Source organism: Eubacterium maltosivorans, from assembly GCF_002441855.2.
Taxonomy (GTDB): Bacteria; Bacillota; Clostridia; order Eubacteriales; family Eubacteriaceae; genus Eubacterium; species Eubacterium maltosivorans.
Genome location: NZ_CP029487.1, coordinates 3,560,030 through 3,584,306, shown reverse-complemented (window position 1 = coordinate 3,584,306; position 24,277 = coordinate 3,560,030). Strand labels below are relative to the sequence as shown.

Below are 24,277 nucleotides of genomic sequence, written 5' to 3'. Positions count from 1 at the left end.
ACAAAAAAAGTTCAATTTTCTAAGAATGGCTAAATTTTACTCTATTAGCCGTTTTCATTTTCTACATTTTTGTCCCAGCGGGACAAAAAATACAAAATGACAAAAAATTACCATATTTTTTTTGAGACGCCCATATTATAATAGCTGTAGGAAAAATTCGAAGGGAGTTTAGCGAATGGAATATTCTCATGAAGTAAATAGTATGTGCTGCGTAGCCAGCAATGCAAACCACGGCTGTGCCCCAATCCCTGAAGAAGGCAGATGGGTACAGGCAAAAGAAGTTAAAGACATTTCCGGTTTAACACATGGTGTAGGCTGGTGCGCCCCTCAGCAGGGTGCCTGTAAATTAACCTTAAATGTAAAGGACGGTATTATTCAGGAAGCTCTGATTGAAACCATCGGCTGCTCTGGTATGACGCACTCTGCCGCCATGGCATCTGAAATCCTGCCGGGTAAAACAATTCTTGAAGCCCTGAATACGGACCTTGTCTGCGACGCTATCAACACCGCTATGCGCGAACTGTTTTTACAGATCGTTTATGGCCGTACTCAGACTGCTTTCTCTGAAGATGGTCTGCCGGTCGGCGCTGGCCTTGAAGACTTGGGCAAAGGCCTCAGAAGCCAGGTTGGCACCATGTACGGTACACTGGCCAAAGGCCCGCGTTACCTGGAAATGGCAGAAGGTTATGTCACAAAAGTCGCTTTAAACGAAAAAGACGAAATCATCGGTTACGCTTTCGTACAGCTCGGCAAAATGATGGAAAACATCAAAAAGGGCATGGACCCGAAAGAAGCCATGGATGCGGCTTCCGGCCAGTATGGACAGTTCGATGGTGCCGCTAAGTACATCGATCCGAGAAACGAATAGGAGGTTCTGAGATGCCATTATTTGAAAGTTATGAAAGAAGAATCGACAAAATCAATGAAGTCTTAAAAGCAAACGGCATTGCCTCTTTAGAAGAAGCCAAAGCCATCTGCGATGAAAAAGGCATTGACGTTGCAGGTATCGTAAAGGGTATTCAGCCAATCTGTTTTGAAAATGCCTGCTGGGCTTATACACTCGGCGCTGCACTGGCCATCAAGCGCGGTGCGAAAACAGCGGCTGACGCGGCCGAAATTGTGGGAGAGGGCTTACAGGCTTTCTGTATTCCAGGTTCTGTTGCTGAACAGCGTAAAGTTGGTTTAGGCCATGGTAATCTGGGCGCAATGCTGCTACGTGAAGAAACCGACTGCTTTGCTTTTCTGGCTGGCCACGAATCCTTCGCGGCTGCCGAAGGTGCTATCGGGATTGCCAGAAACGCCAACAAGGTTCGTAAAAAACCATTGCGCGTTATCTTAAACGGCCTGGGCAAAGACGCCGCCCTGATTATCGCCCGCATCAATGGTTTTACCTATGTAAAAACCGATTATGACTATGCGACAGGCACGCTGAACATCGTAGAAAAAACCGCTTACTCCGATGGCGAACGCGCCGCGGTTAACTGCTATGGTTCTAACGACGTTCAGGAAGGTGTTGCCATCATGCACCACGAAGGCGTGAATGTTTCCATCACTGGGAACTCTACCAACCCGACCCGTTTCCAGCATCCGGTTGCCGGCACTTATAAAAAAGAAGCCCTTGAACAGGGCAAAAAATACTTCTCAGTTGCTTCCGGCGGCGGTACAGGACGTACCCTCCACCCGGATAATATGGCCGCCGGCCCTGCTTCCTACGGTATGACCGATACCATGGGACGTATGCACTCTGACGCTCAGTTCGCCGGTTCCTCCTCCGTTCCAGCCCACGTAGAAATGATGGGCCTCATCGGCATGGGTAACAATCCAATGGTCGGCGCTACCGTATCGGTAGCCGTTGCCATCGAGGAAGCCATGAATTAATCCAAACAAGTAAAAAACCTGCGATTCATCTCGCAGGTTTTTTTAATGGACTAAAAAGCCCGGTTCCACATTAAAGGCGGCATAGTAGCGCGTGGTCATGATGGTGCCAACGGTCTGGAGGCAGGCGGACAGGGCGCCCTCAGCCTGAGCCCGGCAGGAGGGTCTTCCGGCCAGGTAGGCGTCGTTCATCTCCTCAATCTTCCGGAAAATGTCGCCGGTTCCGGAAACGGAAAAGCTTCTGGGCTGCTGCATGGCCTCGCCCAGCTCTTTTTCGTTGCGCATACAGTAGCGGTACAGCTTTTTCTCAAACAGAATATGTTCCTTCAGGTTTCCCTGGTAACGCTCAGTATGGGCCTCGCAGAAAAAATCCGCGCAGTAGTGGCAGATGCTGCCAAGGCGTTCTGCCAGAAAGAACCCGGCGTCAAAGTCCATAATGTCACCGGCCTTAATGGCCGCGTCGATGGCAACTCTCAGATGCTCAGAGGCATATTTCCTTTCATGGGGATGAAAGACAAAGCTAAAAGTGAGGTCCGGCGCAATATTTCCAAGCAGAAAGCCAGCGCGGTTCAATGTGATTCCATAGTTTTCGTCAAGGTATTTCCAGATAATTTCTCCAAATATCAGGTGTGTTGGTTTGTTCATTAAGTGTTCAGCTCCCCTGTATTAAACTTGATTTACCTTTATAATACATCATAAAAGTTAAGAAAATACAATCCAAATTATGAAGATTTTCCTAAGATTTTACACTGCATTTATTATTTTAACACAAACCCGATAAGTTATTTACCCTTAACAAGTAAATTTATTCCAGAAAACCTTTTCTAAAATATCAAAACCGCCCTGTCCTAAAACGCGACAGAACGGTTTTTTCATCATCTGCAAAAATCATTCCCAAAATCAGCCCATAACAACGCATAGCCACCAACATCTGGAGGTAATCCTCCAAAACTCACATAAACATTAACCTCTATTAGGCATTTTTGAATGATATTTATTTTTATTCAACTTTGTTTATATAAAATACTTGCTAAGTGTTCAATCCGTAACCCTACTCCGAAAAGTTAGTGGTTATGCGTTGTTATGGAAATTTGGGGCGCTCGGCCTTCAGTTCGAAAGGTCTTTCAATATCCTTCAGGCCGGCATCAGAATATAGCGGAAAACAGCGTAATAATGGCACAGACTTCCCAGCATAACAAAGACATGGAATACCTCGTGAAAACCGAAATCCGGCCATATATTGGGCTTTTTAAGGCCATACATGACTCCGCCCACTGTGTACATGATCCCGCCGAGCAGCAAAAACACAAACCCACCGGTGGGCAGCGCGTCATAGAGGGGCTTGAGGGCAAAAAGGGCAAACCATCCCATGAAAATATAGAGGCCTGTGTTCAGCCATCTGGGCATATTGATCCAGAAAACCATCATCAGCACACCGATCACCGCAACCGCCCAGATCGCACTCATGAGCGCCACCCGGGTGACGCCAGTCAGGCACAAAAGGCAGAAGGGCGTATAGGAGCCGGCGATGAGCAAGAAGATCATGGAATGGTCTGTCTTTTTCATCCGCATAATTTTTTCAGGCGAGCCGTGGATGGCGTGATAGGTAAAGCTGGTGGTGTAAAGGGCGATAAGCCCAAGCCCAAAGGCCAGCACCGAGGTCAGCGTCAGGGCGTTGACTTCTTTTTCCACAGCGATAAGGACCAGCATGGCGATGGTGCCGATCACGGATAAAACGGCTCCGATGAGGTGGGTCAGCGCGCTCATGGGGTCTCTGAATTTTTCGATCATTTCGTGTCACTCCTTATGTGGTTTTCAAAACTACGTATTGTGTTCTTTAAAATATATCACAACCTGTATACAATGTCAAATGCGTTTTTCATGTTGTTTTTTTGGCGGCGTTGGCGTAAAATAAATAGAAGTAACAAGGAGGTTTCCATGACAGAAAAACAAATTTTTGACCTGATTGACAGCCTGCAGCTCGACAGCCAGATCACCATACAGGATATCCCGGATCTGGACCTTTACATGGACCAGCTCATCACACTTTTTGAAAAGCATCTGGCCTCCACAAAGCGCAGACCCGAGGACAAGCTGCTGACCAAGACCATGATCAATAACTATACCAAAAACAAGCTTTTAATCCCGGCTCAGAAGAAAAAATACAAGGTGGACCATGTGCTGCTCATGCTCCTGATCTACCAGCTGAAGCAGGTCACCTCCATGGAGGATATCAAAACACTTTTTGGCTTTCTCAGGGATGGAGAGTCCGTGGATCACGAAAAGCTCCAGTTCGTCTACCAGAAATACCTGGACAGCCAGGCCGGACAGCTGCACGCCTTGAAGAACGATGCGCGCCGTATCGCCGAAGATGCCAAAGAAAAAACCGCCGGCTCCGGTATGGAGTCGACGGATTCAATACTGATGTGTTTACTGCTGTTTCAGCAAAGCCTTAACTACAAACGCCTCGCTGAAAAGCTTCTGGATGAAATGACCCCGGACGCAGAATAACTATTCCACGTAGTTCCAGTTCTGTCCCGGATAATAGGCCAATGGATCCACAAAGTTATCGTTGACCATCCAGCCAAAGTGAAGGTGCGGGCCAGTGGAATTGCCGGTGCTGCCAACATAGCCGATGATGTCGCCTTTGGAGACCGTCGCGCCCACAGAGGTAGCGATTGAAGACATATGGCCGTACAGAGTGGCCAGCTTGTTGCCGCTGCCGTCAGTCCCCATATTGATGACCACGCAGTTGCCGTAGCCGCCGTTATCCCCGGCGATGGAGACGGTACCGTCACCAGCTGCCAGAATGGGGGTGCCGTAGCTCACAGCCACGTCGACGCCCTGATGGTTGGACCATTCACCTGTGATGGGGTGGATACGTCCGGCAAAGGGGCTGCTGATATTAAAGGCCTGGGAATTATCCGGTGAGATGGGCCAGTAATACTCGCCTGTCTGGATAAAATCACTCGCCTTTTCGCCGCCCATCTGCTGGGCAATGCTGTCCGCCGCTGCCTGTTCAGCCGCGATACCAGCTTTATATTCCTCAATCAGCGCCTGGTTTTTAGCCAACAGCTGATTCTGCTGTTCCTTCGCTTCATTTTGAACGGCTTTGGCCTGTTCTGCCGCTGCTTTATCCGCTTCCAGGCCGGCATTTTTTTCTTCCAGTTCTTTCTTCGTGTTTTCAAGAGCAGTTACCGCATCCTTATCGGCCTGCATAACATTTTTCATCATATCGGCCCGGGCGATAAAGTCTGTAAAATTGTTGGAGGAGAAAAGCACCTGAAGGTAGCCGTCATTCCCATACATATACATCACGCGCAGGCGTTCTTCCAGTTCTTTTTCCTGTTTATCCTGCTGTTCCTGCAGTACAGCGATCTGTGCCTTACGGTCTGCCATACGGGCGTCCAGATCCGCGATCTGACCATTGATGGCGTCGATGGCCGCGTTGGACTCGTTAACCTGCTTTTCAATTTCAGCCATACTGGTTTTTGTCGCCTCCATCTGAGACGACATATCTTTAATTCTCTGGGCGCTCTCTTTGAGCTTTGCCATTAAATCGTCGTTTCCCTCTGCAAAAACTGGGGTGCAGATCATCAAAAAGCATAATAATCCTGCCAGAAAACCACACATTTTTTTCTTCATAGACCTTACTCATCTCTCCTTCTTCGTACTGACAATTACACATTTTTCTCTAAGCATTTAAGAATTTCCTGATTGAGAACAGGCTGCCAAAGGCACCGATAATAATACCGTACACCAGACAGAACACAAAAATCGGCCCCATGATCAGCGCTGGCGATACCAGGTCGCTGTTCATCGGCATATTGACCGCGTTGGTGACATAGGCGATGGCATAGTAGTAGCCGGTGCGTATGATCAGCATGGCCACCAGCGCCCCGAGACATCCAAGGAAGGTCCCTTCCAATATAAAGGGCAGCCGGATATACCAGTCCGTTGCACCAACATACTTCATGACCCCTATTTCCCTTCTTCTGGCAAAACAGGTCAGCTTGATGGTGTTATAAATAATGAAGATCGAAATGACGGAAAGCACTGCCAGTATGACAATACACAGCGTATTGCTGAACTTGCTGAAGCTTACCAGCGCATTGACGTACTCTTCACCATATTTGACATAATCGACGCCCTGGGACGTCAGCCCCTCGGCGTAGCTTTTAACACTCTCCAGATCCTCCGGATTCTGCACCTGAACAATAAACGATGCGGCCATGGGGTTATTGCTGCTGTCATACCCTTTTAAAAGGCCAGAATAATCATCGAGGCTTGAAGAGAATTTTTCCAGGGCCTCATCCTTACTCTCAAAGGAGATGCCTGTCACCTGGCTGTTGCCGCGAAGCGCCGTCTCAACCGAGGTTTTCTGATCCTCCGTATATTCTGTTTTCATAAAAACGCGCAGCTCCATGGCTGACTCCACATTTTCTGTAATGTGCTGGAGATTCACAGTGAAGATCACAAAAATCCCCAGGATGATCAGAGCCGCGACAACAGAAAGAATGGAAGCGATACTCATCAGATTATTCCGCTCAATGCTTTGAGCTGTATCTCTGAAAATACTTTTCAGCATCGAAAAAAAATGATGCTCCTTTTTTCTTTTTCCCATGAACATTCTCCCTCTCATCTGCACCCACCTGGATGCAAATTATTACACAGCCCTCATAAAAATTTACAAATTATTTATTTCTGCTGTCTTATTATAGGTCATTTTACTTATAAAAAACTTTAAAAACCATCGAAATCTGAAAGTATTGTAACAGATATATTTAAATTGTAACAAAAAAACCAAATTTTAGCAAGGCAAACGTAAGCTCGCGCCGTCAAAATCATGATAGGTGGTCTCACGCCCCGGTGGAATCACGCAAAAATGCGCCGTATCCCAGTCGCCGGTCAGCAGTTTTTCGATGGGGCTGATGTCCCCCTGTTTGACAACCGGTTCCAGTTTAATGGTCTCGGCGATCTTATCCACTCTCGGCTTCGCGGCCTCCAGATCATAGGCGCCGGTGTCGATGAGCATCAGATACTCATAGTGCCGGTAGATCATATCCATGATCTTGTGGGCCCGTTTTTCGCCAAAGCGCTTGTAATTGTAGTCGATCTCCCATTCCAGGCTCTGCTTGCCGTCCAGCCAGCCCCTTGTCAGAAAATAGGTGGTGGTCCGCACCCGCTCCAGGTTATCAAGGTTCGACAAAAACATGTCGATACAGTCCCCGTATCTGGGAATAATCATGGTCGGGTAGCTGCTCTTAAGCCCCACCAGACCGTTTCCGCAGTTGCCGTAGGCAAACAGCAGCTCGTCAGCGTCCTCGCCGATTTTATCGATCTCTGCCTGAAGGGCGTCCCTCAGGTTTTCGGGATAGGCGTGCAGCGTATTGTCCATCCAAACTGTTTCAATGTCGACGCCGCATTTTTCCTTAATGAGCTCGACTTCATCCTTAATCGTCTCACAGGCCAATAATTTTCTTCTTTTCATTTTGCAATCCCCTCATTACTTTTTCAAGTCCCGTTTTTCATTTTCCTCATTCATAGATAAGTATAGCGCATTTAACCCCGCGATGCAAAAATTTTTCTCTATCAACCATGTAAAAGAGATGATATAATGGGAGAAAATGCAGGTATTACCACAAAGGAGAAATTATGGATAAAAAAGCTTTTCGTCAGGAAACCTTAAAGAAACGTTCTGACATTTACTCAAAAGAAATCGACGCGCGGATCATTGACAATTTCATTCATTCCGATGCTTACAAAGAGGCCGAGTGGATGATGCTCTACGTGAGCTTCGGCACCGAAATTTATACCCACAGCCTGATCATGCAGGCGCTGTCCGAGGGCAAGCATGTGGTCGTGCCGATCTGTAATATTTCAGATCACACCATTATCCTGTCCGAAATCCTGGACTTCCCGGGCGATCTGGAGGAAGGGCATTATGGTATTCTGGAGGTTAAGGACGACTGCCGCCGTGTGGTCGCGCCCGAAAAACTGGACCTGGTGCTCGTGCCCGGCATGGCTTTTACCGAAGCCGGCAACCGCATGGGCTTTGGCGGCGGCTACTATGACCGCTTTCTTGAAACCATCCGTCCCGACTGCAAAACCGTTGCCCTGATCCGCGAGGATTTTATTTATGACGAGATCCCCATGGAGCCCCACGACAAAAGCGTTGACATCATCATTACCGAAGACCGGGTCAAGGCCTGCCGGTAACCAAGGAGAAAAAACAAAAAAATGAATGTACAGGAAACCATTGACTTTATAGAATCCAACGGGAAGTTCGGCATCCGGCTGGGCCTTGAAAGCATCGGCCTGCTGCTCGGCGAGCTGGGCAACCCGCAGGACAGGCTGAAATGTATCCATGTGGCCGGCACAAACGGCAAGGGCTCCGTGAGCACCATGCTCTCCACCATTCTCAAAACCGCCGGGTACACCACAGGACTCTACACCTCCCCGGCCCTCGAAACCTTTAACGAGCGGGTCCAGCTGAACAACGTCCCCATTCCGGACGACGACCTGATGCAGGTAACCAAAAAAGTCCAGGCGGCCTGCGACGCTCTGGTGGCAAAGGGTGAGCCGCACCCCACTGGCTTCGAGATCGAGACCGCCCTGGCCTTTGAGTATTTTTATGAAAAAGGCGCCGATCTCTGCGTCATCGAGGTGGGCATGGGCGGACGGCTGGACGCCACCAACATCATCCCCTCTCCTGAGGCAGTGGTCATTATGAGCATCAGCCTGGATCACACCGATTATCTGGGCGACACCATTGGCAAGATCGCCGGCGAGAAGGCTGCCATTATTAAGGAAGGCACCGATGTGGTGATCTATCCTCAGGAAAAAGAAGCCGAGGATGTCATCACAGCCTACGCCGAATCCATGAAAACCCCTTACACAATCGTCAACCCTGCGGATATCTGCCGGGTTTCTGAGAGCCTTGACGGGCAGATTCTGAACTATAAAAAGCCCGGCGGCATTGCCGGACTGGACACCTTCAAGCTGAAGCTTCTTGGCGAGCACCAGATTTTAAACTGCCTGACCGTACTGGATACCTTGGAAATTTTATTAAAAAAAGGCTACGCCATTCCCACCGAAGCCATTACCGCAGCGCTGGCAGACGTCACCTTTCACGGACGCTTCGAGATCCTTCACCGCAACCCCATTATTCTGATCGACGGTGCCCACAATCCCAATGGCATTGAGTATTTTGTCAAAAATATCCGAACCTATTTCCCGGGCAATAAGATCAATCTTTATTTCGGCATGCTGGCCGACAAGGACATCGACCTGGCCCTTCAATACCTCATGCCTGTCACCGGCGACGTTCACGCCCTCACGCCCGAAAACGACCGGGCCCTGCCGGCTGATAAAATGGCTGAACTGATTCACCGTGAGTACGGCAAAAACGTCAATTTCTACGACACCATCGAAGCCGCAGTGGACAGCATTGACCTGAGCACAGAAGACCGCATCAACGTGTTTGTCGGCTCACTTTATATGATCGGCGTCGCCCGGACCGCCATTGTGAAAAGATTAAAAGCCCGGGAAGCCTAAACAAAAAGCGCCTGACATCTGCCAGGCGCTTCAGCGTGTCAAAAAAGTCGGTCACAAGCTGCAAAACAAAAATGTGAAGCGGTATCAATGGAACATTGAAAATGGAGAATGTCGGAACGCTTTCGCCCTGGCGGGGGCGATTAAAATTGCGGCCGCAGGCCGCATCGCATCAAATCTGCCGGCGGCAGATTTGCACCTGAACTTTCCACTATCCACTTTCAACTTTCAACTTAAACAACCCTCTTTTTAACGCTTTATATTCTCATGATAAAGTTTTTTGACAGCCTAAAGCGCCTGACATCTGCCAGGCGCTTTTTTAATGCCGGTTGTTATTCCACATCCATCATCTGCATCCGTTCTTCCAGATGCTTTTTAACCACCATCAGCAGCAGAACGCTGATGACAATGGAGACGACAGCGAAAAAGCTGTACCCGAAGACCGGCGCGATGAAAAAACCTGTTGCGGCGGAGATTCCCACGACCAGAAGCATGTAGACCCAGCCCACCATCATGGCGATCATGACGTTCATGTTATTCTTGACTGCCTTCTGCGGATTGTCCCAGTCGAGCAGCGGGCGCATCATATCCACAATCAGGCCAAAGGCCAGCAGCGGAAAAGAGCCGATGGTGCCTAGCACCAGCGAAAGGACCACTGTCCCAAGGGACAGCGGCATGATGAACGCCAGCAGAATGAGCGTGAACACAATGCCCAGCAGCTGAATGCACAGAGCGCTCAGGCCACGCCCGATCATCTGATCCAGCGGGCGCACGGGCACGATACAGGTCAGCCAGATGTTTTTGCCTTCCCGGGAAAAGGTTGAGGCCGTGGTGCAGGCCACGCTTCCGAAAAACATGAAAACAATGACCAGAATCAGGTTCATGGCATCGGGCGCCGCCTTATAAAAATCTGACGCAAGGGTCATAATGTCCATACCGCCGGATTTTCCGAAAAACATGGACATCAGAAATACCAAGGGCACCACCACCACAATGGATACGTTGTTAAAAAAGTAAATCGGCGTCCTCAGCAGGAGGCGCATATCCATTTTAAACACTGCCAGCGCCGGAGCGGTGCGGTGAGACAGGGCTTTTTGCAGCTTCGTGGCGGACAGGACTTTTTTGCCCTTGCCGCTTTCCTTGCCGGAGAGCAGCCCCTTTACATAGATCCGCCCGCCCACAAAAACCATCAGCGCAAAAGCTGCAGCAGTGAGGGCCAGAAGCCCTATCAGGCTGAGCATTCCGGTAAGGGTAATGCGGTTGAGACTCTGGGCCACCAGCAGACTGACCGGATACAGGCGGGTAATGCTTTTTAACAGATAGCCGTTGTCCGCGAGCATACTGTTGACCACAGCCATGGGGTCATCGCTGCTGCCCGCTGTCCGCGACAGGTACATCTGCAGTCCCAGGAAAAAGGCCAGCACCACAAACAGGGCGACGATCTGGAAAACATCCTTCTTGCCCTTAAAGCTGTTGCTGCGCATCAGCAGCATAATCAGCAGGGTTTCAAGGGCCAGAGGCAGCACTGGCAGTACAATGATGACGATCAGCGCCATGATGTAATAGAGGATTCCCATTCCCTGTCCCATGCCGTAAACAACCGCCGGAGGCAGCATCAGCACAGCGGACAGCAGAACCTCCATAAAAATAATACTGCCAAATTTGCCGATGATAATATTTCTCGGCTTAATGGGCAGTGGCAAAAGCATTTCCACGCCGCCTGAAAAATAAAACTCTGCCATAATATAGGCAATGCCGAAGAAAATAATCACTACCGAGACCATGGTATAGGCCATGGGCAGCAGCACAGATTCCTGCCCGATGGCCACCATCCCCGTGTACATCATGGCCATATACGCCACATACAGGCCATAGAGCGGCAGCATGGCCACCAGCACCAGCGCGGGCAGCCCAACCTGTTTAAAAAAGGCCTTTTTATTGTTTTTACGGTTGTAGCGGATCATCGACAGGCCCAGATTGGTATTGATAAAAAGCTTGGTTAAGCGGATTATTTCTTTCATTTTTCCGTCAGCTCCAGGAAGATATTTTCTAAGGATTCTCTGCTCCCCACCTTTTCCCTTATCTCGTCCATTGTTCCAATCGCGATGATCTGTCCTTTCTTGATAATGGCGATCCGGTCACACAGCTTTTCAGCGACGTCCAGCACATGGGTGGAAAAGAACACCGATTTTCCGCGGTCGCACTGCTCGCGCATAATTTTCTTCAGCTCAAAGGAGGCTTTTGGGTCCAGGCCGACCATGGGCTCATCGAGCACAAAGAGATTTGGGTCGTGGATCAAAGCGCCGATCAGGGCAATTTTCTGCTTCATCCCGTGGGAATAAGAGCTGATGGGATCCCCCACTGCTTTGTCGAGCTCGAAAATTTTCAGATACTTTTCCGCGCGCACTGTCCGGTCCGCCTCCGGCACCTGATAAACGTCGGCCATGAAGTTCAGATACTCAATCCCCTTGATCTTTTCAAAGAGCTCAGGATTATCCGGGACATAGCTGAACTGCTGCTTAGCGCCCATGATATCCTGACTGTTGTCAACGCCGTTGATCAATATCCGGCCGCTGTCTGGCCTGAGAAGGGTGACGATCATTTTAATGGTCGTCGTTTTTCCCGCGCCGTTCGGGCCCACAAAGCCAAAGATTTCACCGGGCTTTACCTCAAAGTGAATATTGTCAACGGCCTTTATTTTTTTGTCGCCGTAGGTTTTTGAAATATTTTCAATCTTTAACATTTCCATGTCTCCTCTTTAATTTGATACTCTCATTATAAACGTTACCCTTTTGGTTAGCTTTTATAAAGTCTAAAGAAAAGTTAAAGATTAAAAACCCTTCCCGTCGTGTTTGGGGACGGGAAGGGTTTTATGCTTAAGATTGTTTACGCTTATATAAAACTGCGGTCAGCGCCACACAGAGTGCCAGCAGTCCGCCGCCGATCAGCGCGGCGCTGGTCTGGTCGCTGACGATACCGGTTTTGGTATTGCCAGTAATTTTGCGCTGGTCTGCGGTACTTCCGCCGCCGGTGCTCTGGGACTCTCCGGAACCGCCTTTCTGGGCGGTGATGGCAAAGGTTTTGCTGACTGTGCCGGTAAAATTGCCTTTCCCGGTGAGGGTGAGCGTGGCTGTGCCGGCTTCGGTATTGTTTTCATAGCGAACGTCATAATCGTCCGGATTCAGATAGAGATCGTCGCTGACCTTGACTTCCTCGGGCACTGGGGTGACGGGGCTGCCAGTGGCGCTGTAGCGGTCCGCAACGCCGCTGATCTGTACGTCGGCAATATCCCGCGGTGTGATCGTCCAGTCGGAATAGGTGATTTCTCCCACATACCGGTCGTCAGCCGCCACGTAGACAGCGGCGTGATAGGCGCCGGCATCGGTGGCCATATAATCGAAATCGCCAACGGTGTCCTCACTTTCTTCGATGTACTCAACATAGGTACCGGGCTCCAGATCGCCGCTCAGCTCAATGCGGTGCAGCTCGCCGTCGTAGGTGACAGGCGCGGCTTCAAATTCTGTTTCGCGGTAGGCCTTACCCACATAAAAGCTGATGGTATTGCTGGCGCCGTTATAGTCTGCATTACCCGCCAGACTCACTTCCACGGCCACGTAGCCGGCCTTTGTAAAGCTCAGCTGGCCGTCCTGGCTCAGGGTTGCGAAGTCGTCTCCCTGGAGCAGTCGATAGGTGTAGGCCTCGCCCTCGGTCTTGGAGCCGCCGGCAGCCTTGATCTGGACGGTGTCCTTCCAGCTCAGATTTTTATCATCATCGCCCTGAAGTACGTCGTAGTCCAGGGTAATGGCGTCGCGCACGAGTTTGGACGGGTCGCTGTCCACGCTCACGGCGGCGGTGTCGTAGGGGGTGTTCTCGGCTGGGGTGTAGACGGCTTCCACTTTGTAACCACAGGCTTTCAAAGCTTCCCGGGTGGTGGTGATCAGATAACTGCCGTCTGTGTCGCGGGGACATCCGTCAAGGTCGCCGTTTTCATCTAGCGGGTAGGTTTGTCCCAGAATAGTGACGGTACCCTGGGGCACGGGGATCACGGCTTCTGTCTCTTCTTCGCCTTTCCCCTCGCCGGTGGCCATGCTCTGAACCTGAATGTTCATTTTCAGGGTGACGGCTTCGCTGCCGTCATCCAGTTTAGCCGCTTCATCCTGCCCTTCGCCGGCCATTGGCAGGCTTGCGTCTGCTGTCAGCAGCGCCGCGTTTTCGGCCGCGGCCTTTTTCGGGTTGAGTAACCCTTCAAAGATGGACACAATGACGGATTTGTATTTTTTCATGGTCAGGGTCACGGTCTGGGTTTTGGTCTGATAGCCTCTGCCGCTGATGGTCACCGCCACCTGGGTTGGGGTGTTGGTTTTCTTGACCTTGCCGGGGCTGAAGCTGACCTTACAGCCGGCCGGCACCTTGGAATAATCCAGGGTTGGCTTCTGACCCGTCAGCTTGAACGAAACCTCCTCGCTGTCCTTTAATCCCACGTCGCCGATTTCCTGCAGCGGCAGGACGGTTAGGGTCGCCCGGTACTTAAGGGTCTGGCCGTTTTGGGTCACAGCCGCGATGTAGCGGTACTTGCCGGGCCCGTCGGGAGTTTTGTTCACGCTGTACTCGACCGTAGCGCCCTGGGGCAGCCGCGACGTGTCAAGCTCCATCTTGGGCAGGGGCTCGTTTTCATAAACGCTCTGGTTTCTGAAGCCCACCTCGGAGGCGTCACGGATCCACTCAAAGACGCCGTTATAAATCTCTCCGGTGTAGGTTTTTCCATCCTGGGTTGTCAGGGTTACCCGGGTATCGTCCTGAAGCTGTGCCTGGGGCAGCCATAAAAACAGCTCGCCCCTTTCCGTTGTGGTGACGTCCTTTAGTCCATAGCTCGAATCACCGCCGACGCTCAGGCTCGTGACCGCGGTCTTTTGGGTGATGTCGGGCAGGGTGACAGCCAGCTGCGACAGGGCTTCGCCGGCGTTGTTAATGATCCGGCCCTTTGTATTGATCGTCCCCACGATGCTGCCCCCGTTGATGGTGATGTCTTCGCAATGACAATCCTCAATATCATCCTGGTAGTACTCAGATAAACCGATGGTGCCTCTCTTCCCGGCGTTGATGGTGCCGCCATTGACTGTGATCTTGCCAAAGCCGGCGTCTCCATACCCGCAGCCAATGAAGCTATTACGCGGATCAGCATACCCATACGCTGTAATTTCACCGCCATTGACGGTGAGAGAGCCACTATGTCTCCATTTAGGCGAATACTTCACTTGGATGGGCGCAACAACACCGGTTCCCACATTGATTCGTCCGCTGTTGACAATCAGATTCCCATCCAGCGCGATAACAAACATATTGTATTGTCCATCCGTATAAGAAACACTAGGTTTTACCGTCAAGCTGCCGTTTTCCACCGAGTCAATGGTCACGGTTGTACCAACTGACACATCCATGCCGGCATTAATCTGATTTTCACCCGCAAGCAGAAGATGCGTTGGCGAATAAGAGCCGAAACGCACATATCCACAGCTGACATCCCTGAACTCAACCTTTTTACCCACTGCAATGAAAATATCCGTGCGCCGACTTTGGCCTGTAATAATATAATTTCCTGTAAAAGGTTGAAGGCTTTCTCCTTCATATTTGTACCCGTCCGGATAAATCGAAAGGGAATGAAACTCCTCCAGATTAATGGTTCTCGTCTCTTCCTCGGCCTGAACACTCGCGCCGCCAAAGAGCAGAAGCAACGCTGCCACCAGGAGCACCAGACCCCACCGTACCGTGAACGCTTTACTTGACATTTGCTTTTTTACCTTTCCTTAAAATTTTATTATGTTATGGTTAACGTTATCACAAAATTAATATTGTGTCAAGCTATTCTAATTTAACCAAGTAAAGCAAAAACCCTTCCCGTCGTGTTTGGGGACGGGAAGGGTTTTATCACTCTGCGGTATTTTCGGTTGCTGCTTCGGGGGCTTTCAGCTCCATATCCTTTGGGAGCACCAGGTTCAAAATAACGGCGACCACAAAAACGATGGCGACACAGTTGTTGGCAAAAACCTGCTGAACCATCTGTGGAAAAATGCTGAAAATTTCCGGCACCTGGGTGAAGCCGATACCCACGCTCAGGGACAGGGCCACGATGATGGTGTTGCGCTGGTTAAAGCCACAGCGTGTGATCATCTGAATACCGCTGACCACAATGGTGCCAAACATCATGATGGTACAGCCGCCCAGCACCGCCTCGGGCAGGGTGGCAAAGAGCTTACCCACCACAGGCACCAGGCCTGCCAGGATCATGACAAAGGCGCCAGTCATAATGGTGAAGCGGTTGACCACCTTGGTCATGGCGATCAGACCCACGTTCTGGCTGAAAGAGGTAATGGGCATACAGCCAAAAAGCGAGGAGATGGAGCTCATATAGCCGTCGCAGGCCAGCGAGCCGGATATTTCCTGGTCAGTGACGTCGCGGCCCAGACCGGTAACAGCCATGGCCGAGGTATCGCCGATGGTCTCTGTGGCCGAGACCAAAAAGATCAACGTTACGGCAATGATCGCGCCAAGATTGAATTCCGGCACAAAGGGCATGAACTGCGGCAAAGCCACAATACCCACATTGCTCATGTCCGAAAAATCCACAGCGCCCATAAAAATGGCCAGAATGTAGCCCACCACCAGGCCAAACAATACAGACAGCTGCTTCCAGTAGGATTTTGCAAAAATATTAAACAGCAGACAGCACACCAATGTCACACTGCCCAAAATCAAGTTCTGGGCCGATCCGAAGGTCTCGCTGCCGCTGCCGCCCCCAAAGGAGGTGGCCCCCACAATCAACAGGGAAAAGCCGATAGAGGTCACCACACAGGCTGCCACGATGGGCGAAATGATCCTGCGCCAGTATTTGGCAAAAAGCCCAAGCGTCCCCTCGATCAGGCCGCCGATGAGAACAGCCCCCATGGCTGCCGGATAGCCATAGGTGGCCGCCACATAGCTTAAAATCGTCACAAAGGTAAAACTGATCCCCATAACAATGGGCAGGCGCGCTCCAATCTTCCAGAGAGGATACAGCTGGACCAGCGTCCCGATACCGGCAATGAACATGGCGTTCTGCACCAGCATGGCTTTCTGGTCCTCGCTGAGCCCCGCCACATTAGCCACGATTAAAATCGGGGCGATATTGGCCACGAACATAGCCAGCACATGCTGCACACCAAAGGGCACTGCCTTTGAAACGGGCACACGGCCGTTCAGCTTGAAGATATTGCTGACACTGGCCGTTACATTTTCTTTTTCCTTCATCTCATTTCTCCTTGTAATTTTTCAGTAACCTAGTTAGTATATCCGATTCCCCTGTCTGTTTCAAGGCCGAACGTCAAAAAACCTCCCAGCCGCGTCTGGGCAGGGAGGTTATGAAGCTATTCTTCGGCTGCTGTCTTTTTTCCAGCGCTTCTCTGATCTGCCGCATCCACCACAAAGGCAATGGCCTGATCGCCCATGATGTTAGTGGCCGTGCCAAAGCTGTCCTGTGAAAAGTGCAGAGAGATGATCAGCGACTGCATACTCTCGGTAAAGCCAAGCATGGAGCCAATAATACCGAGAGCTGCCATGACGCCGCCACCCGGAACGCCCGGAGCCGCTACCATGGTGACGCCAAGCATCAGAATAAAGGGCAGATAAAGCCCGAAATCCGGAGCTATTCCACTGGCCAGCAGGATGCCCATGGTCCCAAGCACCAGACACACGGTGTCGCCGGCAAGGTGAATGGTCGCACAGAGCGGAATACAGAAATCCGCCACATCCTTAGTGATCTTATTTTTGTAAGCGCACTCCAGATTGACAGGAATGGTAGCTGCTGAGGATTGGGTCCCCAGGGCTGTAAAATAAGCCGGAATCACATTTTTTATCTTTTTAAACTGGTTTTCCCGGCTCAGAAACGATGATATGCCAAACTGAACGAGCAGATACACCCACTGGAAAACAAGAATCATGACAAAGAGCATGACAAACATTTTAATGGTGGAAAAGAGCTCACCAGATGCGGCAATCTGCGCAAACTGAGCGGCGATATAAAAGGGAATGAGTGGAATAATGATCTTCTTTAATGTCAGGCTGATGATCTGCTGTAAATCCTTCAGGCAGCCCAGCAGCCGTTCACCCTTGATATTCGCCAGTCCAATCCCCAGCACAAAAGCCAGAATGAGCGCGGTCATCACGCCGAATACCGGATCGAGCGCAATGCTGAACAGAGGTGAAAATTCGGTTCCGCTGGTGTTCATGCTCGCAATGGGCGTGATCCAGTGCGGCAGCACAGCGTATCCAAAAAAATACGCCAGCAGGCCTGCGAGCACAGTGGAGCAGTAGGCCAGAAGCAGCGTAATCAGAAAAAGCTTATTTGCCTTCTGACCCAGGTCTGCCAGACCAACCGCCACAAAGGACACGATCAGCAGTGGAATCAGAAATTGTAAAAATGTACTGAACAGCGCTTTAAAAGTCGCTGCCAGCTCAATGACCAGGCGAAACACAGAAGCGTCGCCAATGTTAAAAAGATTGCCGAGGGATCCGATCAGAATCCCAATCAGAATCCCCAGCAAGAGCTTCGGTAAAATACCTAAATTAATTTTTCCCATTGTGGTTGGAGGCCTCCCCTGCGCGCTGCTCAGTCCAGATTATGGATAAAGAGGCCGCTCCGGAGCTTTGGCTCAAACCAGGTGGATTTTGGCGGCATGAGCAGACCTGCGTCCGCGATGGCCATCAGCTCAGAAATGGCGGTTGGATACATCGAAAATGCCACCTTCATATCCTCGCTGACACGGCGTTCAAGCTCGCCCAGACCACGGATGCCGCCCACAAAATCGATGCGTTTATCAGTACGGATATCCTGAATGCCTAAAATCGGTACCAGCACATTGTCCTGTAAAATGGCCACGTCCAGGCTTCCCACCGGGTCTTCGGCATCATAGGTGCCTTCTTTTACCGTCAGCAGGTACCATTTCCCTTCAAGGAACATCCCAAAGGTGCCCTTTTCAGGCGGGTGTACAGGCTCTGCGCCCTTTTCTTCCACGTCGAACTTATCTTCCAGTGCCGCGATGAACGCGTCGGCTGTCATGCCGTTTAAGTCCTTCACCACACGGTTGTAGTCCATGATGGCGAGCTGGTCGTCCGGGAAAAGGACAGACAGAAAGTAATTAAACTCTTCATCGCCGGTATAACCGGGATTCTGTTCGCGGCGCATCAGGCCTACCTTGACGGCAGACGCGCAGCGGTGGTGCCCGTCGGCGATATAGAAACTGTCGACCTGGCCAAAGTCCCTGACCAGCCGGTCAATCACTGCTTCGTCATCGATGACCCAGACGCGGTGAGCCACGCCGTCCTCGGCTGTAAAGTCGTAGACCGGGTCTTTTTTCATGCTCTCAGCAATGAGTGCATTGATATCCTCCTGACCGCGATAGGTCAGAAAAATGGGGCCCGTGTTGGCATTGCAGGCATCCACATGCTTGATGCGGTCCTGCTCTTTGTCTTCACGGGTGAGTTCGTGCTTTTTAATGGTGTTGTTCAGATACTCGTCGATGGCGGTGCATGCCACCAGGCCTACCTGGCTTCTGCCATCCATCACAAGCTCATAAAGATAAAGGCCTGGCTTTTCATCCTGCGCGATGACCTTACGGTCATACAGCTTCTGAAGGTTCTTGGCTGCCTGTTCGTACACAAAGGGATCATACATATTCATGCGGTGATCCAAGGTGCTTTCCGGACGGTCAACTCTCAGGAAAGAGTCGTACTTGCCATAAACGGCAGCAGCCGCTTCCTCACGATTATAGACATCGTAAGGAAGGGCTGCCACGTCAGCGGCTTTTTCCGGAACAGGACGAACGGCTTTAAAGGGTCTGATTGTTGCCATATCGCGTTCTCCTTAATCCTTATTTTAAAACACGGACACGTGTCACGCCGTCAATGGTTTTTAACGCTTCTTTTACGTTACTTTCCACTTCGCTGTCGACGTCGATCATGGTGTAGGCCCATTCACCTTTGTTTTTGTTGGTCATGTCAGAAATGTTGATGTTGTGCCCTGCGAGCACAGCTGTGATCTGACCGATCATGTTCGGAATGTTTCGGTGATTAACCGTAATGCGGTGTACGCTGTTGCACACACCCATGCTGCAGTTCGGATAGTTTACAGAGTTTACAATGTTACCATTTTCGAGGTATTCGCGCAGCTCCTCTACAGCCATGACCGCGCAGTTTTCCTCGCTTTCCGGCGTGGAGGCACCGAGATGCGGAATGTTGATGACATTCGGCATTCTTAAGGTTTCTTCATTTGGGAAATCCACCACATATGCGGCAACGGTACCGTCTTCCAGCGCTGCCTTTAAGGCTGCGTCGTCCACCAGACCGCCGCGTGCAAAGTTCATGAGACGCAGGCCTTTTTTGGTTTCCTTTAAGGTTTCTGCATCCACAAAATTTTTGGTTCCTTCCATGAAGGGTATATGTAAGGAAATATAGTCGCAGTTTTTGAAAACTGCTTCTTTGCTTGTGGACCTTTTTACTTTTCTGCTTAATCCCCAAGCGTGTTCAATGGATAAGTAAGGGTCGAAGCCGTAGACCTTCATACCAAAATCTACCGCCATGTTCGCTACCAGTACCCCGATAGCGCCAAGTCCGACAACGCCCATTTTTTTACCGTACAATTCCGGCCCCACAAAGGCCTTCTTTCCCTTTTCTACAGCTGCGCCCACATCGCCGGTTTCATCCAGCAGTGATTTGGTCCATTCGATGCCGTCAACCACTTTACGGGAAGACATGAGCATCCCCAGTGCCACCAGCTCTTTAACAGCGTTGGCGTTGGCTCCCGGAGAGTTACAAACCACGATCCCCTGCTCAGAGCATTTATCCAGTGGGATATTGTTCACGCCCGCGCCTGCGCGGCCAATGAACTTAACGCTCTCAGGAATGTCCATATCGTGCATTTTCGCACTTCTGACAAGAATCGCATCCGGTGTTTCCATAGCATCTGCAACAGTGTAGTTTTCGTCTAATAATCTAAGACCTCTTTTAGAGATATTATTGAGGGTTTGTACATTAAAATTCATTTATAATTACCTTTCAATTCAGCTGCAGCAAATCCTGGCCTACTTCGACACTACCCAGGCTTTACTACACGCAGTATTTGGTGCGCCTGCAATACGGGCGCCGGTGCTCAGCATGTTGTCAATGAATGTTTTTATAAGGATCGCCGATTCTTTAAAATCTTACATCCTCACTTTTTTTGCCTATTTGTTTTCCATTTCAAACTTCTTCATGAAGTTGATGAGTGCATCAACGCCTGCCATAGGCATTGCGTTATAGATGCTGGCGCGCATGCCGCCAACGGTGCGGTGGCCCTTCAAGTTTTCAAGGCCGGCTGCCTTGGCTTCCTTGACAAATTTGGCGTCCAGCTCTTCGTTGCCGGTCACGAAAGGAACGTTCATGAGCGAACGGTCTTCCGGAACGACGGTTCCCTTGAACATGGCGCTGTTGTCTAAGAAATTGTATAGTTTTGCTGATTTTTCCTTGTTGATGGCTTCCATGCCAGGAACACCGCCATTTGCCTTAACCCATTCGTAAACGAGCTTGCAGATATAAATACCATAGCACGGCGGAGTGTTGTAGCAGGAGTCTGCATCCACATGAGTCTGGTAGTTGAGCATGGTCGGCGTCATGTCCATGGCATGGCCTACAAGGTCCTTACGGATAATCACAGCAACCACACCGGCCGGTCCCATGTTCTTCTGGGCGCCTGCAAAGATCAGGCCAAACTTGGACACATCGTATACTTCAGATAAAATATTGGAAGACATATCCGCGATCAACGGCACATCGCCTGTTTCCGGCAGATTGTCCGGTCTGAAGCGTGTTCCGTAAATGGTGTTGTTCACACAGATATAAAAATAATCCGCATCTTTTCTGAAGGACGCAGGATCGAGCTTCGGGATGTAAGAGAAGGTCTTATCCGCAGAGGATGCAACCGCCAGTGCATCACCGTAGCGTCCGGCTTCCTGATAGGCTTTCTTTGCCCAGTTGCCTGTCAGTACAAAATCAGCCTTGCCGGATTTTGTCATCAGGTTTAACGGAACCATTGCAAACTGTGTGGAGCCGCCGCCCTGTAAAAACAGGATGTCATAATTGTCCGGCACACCCATCAGTTCCTTGTACAACGCTTTTGCGTCTGCCAAAATTTCAGCAAATGCGGCAGAGCGGTGGCTCATTTCCATGACAGACATTCCGGTTCCACCATAGTTGAGCATCTCTGCTGCGGCTTTTTCAAGCACTTCTACCGGCAAAGCAGATGGACCGGCAGAAAAATTGTAAACTCTTTCCACTATAAATTCCTCCTAAAAATTTGGTATGATGTATGCACCCTGTCAGGTGTATTTTACTATTATAAAGTAACCGCCATTCTTTTTCAAGATAAAGTAACCAATATTCGTGTTAAAAGAGCATTAAAACCTTTGCAGAATTCACACTGAAAAAGACGCCCGCAGGCGTCTTTTTTACTCAATGGTGACCGTTGTTTTGGAAGGGGTAATGCTCTTAATCTGGTCAGAGGGCAGGGATATCTGGATCACTACCTCCTGGTCACCCTTTCCCAGGCCGTTCAGGTCCACAAAGGCCCTGATATTATCCGCGGACAGCTTGTTAAGCTCGGTGGCGGTCCCGCTGAGCTTAACGACCACCGAGGAGTCCTTCACCTTGGCTGCGGTGAGCCCCTGGCCCACATTGCGGGTCTCGATGCTGCTGATCGTAAAGCTCTTTTCAATCACTGGCTCGATGTTAACTGTAACTGTGGCTTTATCGCCGTTGTCCAGGAAAGAAGCACCGTCTGGAAGCTTCAGCATAACCTCCTTAGTCACAGTCTTATTGGCTCCGGATACGTCCACCGGGTCGATCTGAATGTTCTGAATGGTATCCAGCACTTCCTGCTTAGCACCCACCATTTTCTGGGTCGGGTCAACGGTCACACTGGTCACCTTGTAGCCCGACTGAGGATCACCAGTTGTTGTGGGCGGAGTGATATTGACGGTCTTTGTCTTACCCACCTCGATATTGACGCGGACGACATCAGGCTCGCACTCAACGCCGCTGATGATATTTCCTTCCTTATCATATGGTGTAACCTCCAGCATTCTGGAGGTATCCTCAGTCAGACCATTCACATTGGCTGTGACCGCAATCTTATCAATGGCCGCAATGCGGTCCTCTGCGCCGGTTACCTGAACCTTCTCAGTGCTGGTTGCTGAGATAACCGCGTTATCGTTCCCGGGCTTACCCTGAGTAATGACTTCCACGCTTTTTTCAGACTCAATGACATTGTCCACCACCAGGTGCAGCGTACTGGGATTGACCTCCTTCAGAATCACCGAATTCGACAGCCCCTTGATGATGATCTCAGGATTGTACTCGCCCTTTTTGTCAATGTCTTTCAGATCCACCTCTGCAGTGATCTCGTTGGTATTGATCTCCTGAAGACTCCGGTCGGTTCCCTGCACACGCAGGTTCACATAATAATTGCGGTTGTCCTCAAGCACCAGGTGCTTTTCCTGCAGGGTTTCCATATTTGTAAAGGTGACTGGAATCGCGTTGATGTCCTGAGGGACAATATCATTGCTGTTTCCATTGATAAACAGCCAGAGGATAATGGCCAGGACCGCAGAGCTCAGCAGCCTTATTGTTTTTTCATTGATCGATATCTGTTTCTTTTTCTTCTTCGTTGCCATCTTTTTTTCCTCGGAATTTAAAGAATCCTTTTTCACTGTCATTTTCGTCATCCTTTGCCATAAAACGGTCTGTCAAGAGCTGCTCGACCATTGCCGGAGTCATATTCCGGGTGAGTGTGCCCTTCTCCGTATATGAAATGGTGCCCGTCTCCTCTGAAACGATAATCGTAATGGCATCGGATTTTTCCGAGATTCCAAGGCCCGCACGGTGTCTGGTTCCCAGCTCACTGCCCAGATAACGGTTGTCAGATAAAGGCAGCAGACAGCCCGCGGCGCGAATCTGATTTGTCCAGAGCTTTATCACCATGGCGCCATCATGCAGCGGCCTGTTTGGCGTAAAAATATTTTCAATCAGCTCCTGACTGATGTCTGAGTCCAGCTCGATACCTGTATCCACAATGTTGTTAAGCCCGGTGTTCATCTCACAGACGATAAGCGCGCCAATGTGCTCCTTGGACAGGTTTCCCACCGCCTTGCCAATCTCACCGATATCGCTCATCATCCTCGCTCTGTCACGGTTGTTTTTCTTAAAAACCTGTTTAAAGGCTTTATTATTTCCCAGCTGTTCGAGGGCAGAACGCAGTTCGGGCTGGAACACCACCACAAAGATAATGAACGCAAAGGTAAACATACTGTTGATCAGGTAGTTCAACGTTGTAAAACCCAGCCAGTTGCTGAGTGGGGATAGAATCAGTAAAATAATGATCCCTTTTGCCACCTGCTCTGCCTGGGTACCGCGTATCCACATCAAAACCTTGTATATTAAAAAAGTAATGATGATAACTTCGATGACGCTGCTAACTGTTATTCTCGATTGTATATATAAACGTAGTTCTTCCATACCGTTGTTATCCCCATATAAAGTATGCATTTATTATACACTATTTTTTCTTAAGTTATAACCGGATTCAGACAAGTTTTTTTCATTTTACAATTTTGATACACTTCTTTACAAAAATAACGTTTACAAATTCATAAAAGGTGGTATAATAAAAATATAATCAATTACAAAGAAGATTACTTTAAGTGTTTCTACAGCATTGTAGCGAACGTCAGGTAAAGGAATTAGAAGCCACAATCTCGCAGTCGAGGTATACTGGTAAATTCATTAT

Annotated in this window: 20 protein-coding genes; 5 read left to right on the top strand and 15 right to left on the bottom strand. The window is 49.9% G+C overall.

The window, feature by feature from the left end:
* The first annotated feature begins 175 nt into the window (after positions 1-175).
* Both CPZ25_RS16550 and CPZ25_RS16545 read left to right on the top strand, forming a co-directional pair.
* Entirely contained in the window at positions 176-868 is a 693-nt protein-coding gene (locus CPZ25_RS16550) for an iron-sulfur cluster assembly scaffold protein (RefSeq protein ID WP_013379082.1), read from the top strand.
* 11 nt (positions 869-879) lie between these two features.
* Complete coding sequence (locus CPZ25_RS16545) at positions 880-1,878, top strand: GGGtGRT protein (protein WP_058695781.1); 999 nt, start codon at positions 880-882, stop codon at positions 1,876-1,878.
* Positions 1,879-1,920: 42 nt separating this feature from the next.
* On the opposite strand, the gene CPZ25_RS16540 is transcribed toward CPZ25_RS16545, so the two are convergent.
* Positions 1,921-2,520: a zinc dependent phospholipase C family protein gene (locus CPZ25_RS16540; protein WP_058695782.1), complete on the bottom strand. Its 600-nt coding sequence runs from the start codon at positions 2,518-2,520 to the stop codon at positions 1,921-1,923.
* Positions 2,521-3,009: 489 nt separating this feature from the next.
* Entirely contained in the window at positions 3,010-3,666 is a 657-nt protein-coding gene (gene trhA / locus CPZ25_RS16535; protein WP_096920148.1) for a PAQR family membrane homeostasis protein TrhA, read from the bottom strand.
* Positions 3,667-3,813: 147 nt separating this feature from the next.
* Between trhA and CPZ25_RS16530 the strand changes: the two genes are divergently transcribed.
* Positions 3,814-4,386: a DUF1836 domain-containing protein gene (locus CPZ25_RS16530; protein WP_096920149.1), complete on the top strand. Its 573-nt coding sequence runs from the start codon at positions 3,814-3,816 to the stop codon at positions 4,384-4,386.
* On the opposite strand, the gene CPZ25_RS16525 is transcribed toward CPZ25_RS16530, so the two are convergent.
* The 3 genes from CPZ25_RS16525 to CPZ25_RS16515 all read right to left on the bottom strand — a co-directional run bounded on the left by CPZ25_RS16525 (position 4,387) and on the right by CPZ25_RS16515 (position 7,366).
* The gene (locus CPZ25_RS16525; protein WP_058695785.1) at positions 4,387-5,520 is read right to left on the bottom strand and encodes a murein hydrolase activator EnvC family protein; all 1,134 of its coding nucleotides are present in this window, start codon (positions 5,518-5,520) and stop codon (positions 4,387-4,389) included.
* A 49-nt stretch (positions 5,521-5,569) separates the two neighbouring features.
* Positions 5,570-6,499, bottom strand: coding sequence for a permease-like cell division protein FtsX (gene ftsX / locus CPZ25_RS16520; RefSeq protein ID WP_242867483.1), 930 nt, complete (start codon positions 6,497-6,499; stop codon positions 5,570-5,572).
* A 186-nt stretch (positions 6,500-6,685) separates the two neighbouring features.
* On the bottom strand, positions 6,686-7,366 hold the full coding sequence (locus CPZ25_RS16515) for a DUF1638 domain-containing protein (protein ID WP_074618589.1): 681 nt from the start codon (positions 7,364-7,366) through the stop codon (positions 6,686-6,688).
* Positions 7,367-7,530: 164 nt separating this feature from the next.
* On the opposite strand from CPZ25_RS16515, the gene CPZ25_RS16510 reads away from it, so the two are divergent.
* On the top strand, positions 7,531-8,094 hold the full coding sequence (locus CPZ25_RS16510; protein ID WP_058695788.1) for a 5-formyltetrahydrofolate cyclo-ligase: 564 nt from the start codon (positions 7,531-7,533) through the stop codon (positions 8,092-8,094).
* A gap of 21 nt (positions 8,095-8,115) precedes the next feature.
* On the top strand, positions 8,116-9,432 hold the full coding sequence (locus CPZ25_RS16505) for a bifunctional folylpolyglutamate synthase/dihydrofolate synthase (RefSeq protein ID WP_096920150.1): 1,317 nt from the start codon (positions 8,116-8,118) through the stop codon (positions 9,430-9,432).
* Positions 9,433-9,761: 329 nt separating this feature from the next.
* On the opposite strand, the gene CPZ25_RS16500 is transcribed toward CPZ25_RS16505, so the two are convergent.
* The 10 genes from CPZ25_RS16500 to cdaA all read right to left on the bottom strand — a co-directional run bounded on the left by CPZ25_RS16500 (position 9,762) and on the right by cdaA (position 24,006).
* Positions 9,762-11,450: a putative ABC transporter permease subunit gene (locus CPZ25_RS16500; RefSeq protein ID WP_096920151.1), complete on the bottom strand. Its 1,689-nt coding sequence runs from the start codon at positions 11,448-11,450 to the stop codon at positions 9,762-9,764.
* On the bottom strand, positions 11,447-12,172 hold the full coding sequence (locus CPZ25_RS16495; protein ID WP_074617841.1) for an ABC transporter ATP-binding protein: 726 nt from the start codon (positions 12,170-12,172) through the stop codon (positions 11,447-11,449). The genes CPZ25_RS16500 and CPZ25_RS16495 overlap by 4 nt, the downstream gene beginning before the upstream one ends.
* A gap of 133 nt (positions 12,173-12,305) precedes the next feature.
* The gene (locus tag CPZ25_RS16490; RefSeq protein WP_096920152.1) at positions 12,306-15,215 is read right to left on the bottom strand and encodes a hypothetical protein; all 2,910 of its coding nucleotides are present in this window, start codon (positions 15,213-15,215) and stop codon (positions 12,306-12,308) included.
* A 139-nt stretch (positions 15,216-15,354) separates the two neighbouring features.
* Positions 15,355-16,713, bottom strand: coding sequence for a uracil-xanthine permease family protein (locus CPZ25_RS16485; RefSeq protein WP_096920153.1), 1,359 nt, complete (start codon positions 16,711-16,713; stop codon positions 15,355-15,357).
* 116 nt (positions 16,714-16,829) lie between these two features.
* On the bottom strand, positions 16,830-18,041 hold the full coding sequence (locus CPZ25_RS16480) for a cation:dicarboxylate symporter family transporter (RefSeq protein ID WP_096920154.1): 1,212 nt from the start codon (positions 18,039-18,041) through the stop codon (positions 16,830-16,832).
* Between the two features lie 29 nt (positions 18,042-18,070).
* The gene (locus CPZ25_RS16475) at positions 18,071-19,312 is read right to left on the bottom strand and encodes a DUF1015 domain-containing protein (RefSeq protein ID WP_058695795.1); all 1,242 of its coding nucleotides are present in this window, start codon (positions 19,310-19,312) and stop codon (positions 18,071-18,073) included.
* Positions 19,313-19,331: 19 nt separating this feature from the next.
* A complete protein-coding gene (locus CPZ25_RS16470) occupies positions 19,332-20,501 on the bottom strand; it encodes a phosphoglycerate dehydrogenase (protein ID WP_096920155.1) in 1,170 nt (389 codons plus the stop codon).
* Between the two features lie 180 nt (positions 20,502-20,681).
* Positions 20,682-21,770, bottom strand: a complete 1,089-nt coding sequence (serC, locus tag CPZ25_RS16465; protein ID WP_096920156.1) for a 3-phosphoserine/phosphohydroxythreonine transaminase — start codon at positions 21,768-21,770, stop codon at positions 20,682-20,684.
* A 171-nt stretch (positions 21,771-21,941) separates the two neighbouring features.
* Positions 21,942-23,165, bottom strand: a complete 1,224-nt coding sequence (locus tag CPZ25_RS16460; protein WP_243129316.1) for a CdaR family protein — start codon at positions 23,163-23,165, stop codon at positions 21,942-21,944.
* Entirely contained in the window at positions 23,125-24,006 is an 882-nt protein-coding gene (cdaA, locus tag CPZ25_RS16455) for a diadenylate cyclase CdaA (RefSeq protein ID WP_096920158.1), read from the bottom strand. Before cdaA ends, CPZ25_RS16460 begins: the two co-directional genes overlap by 41 nt.
* Positions 24,007-24,277: the final 271 nt, after the last annotated feature.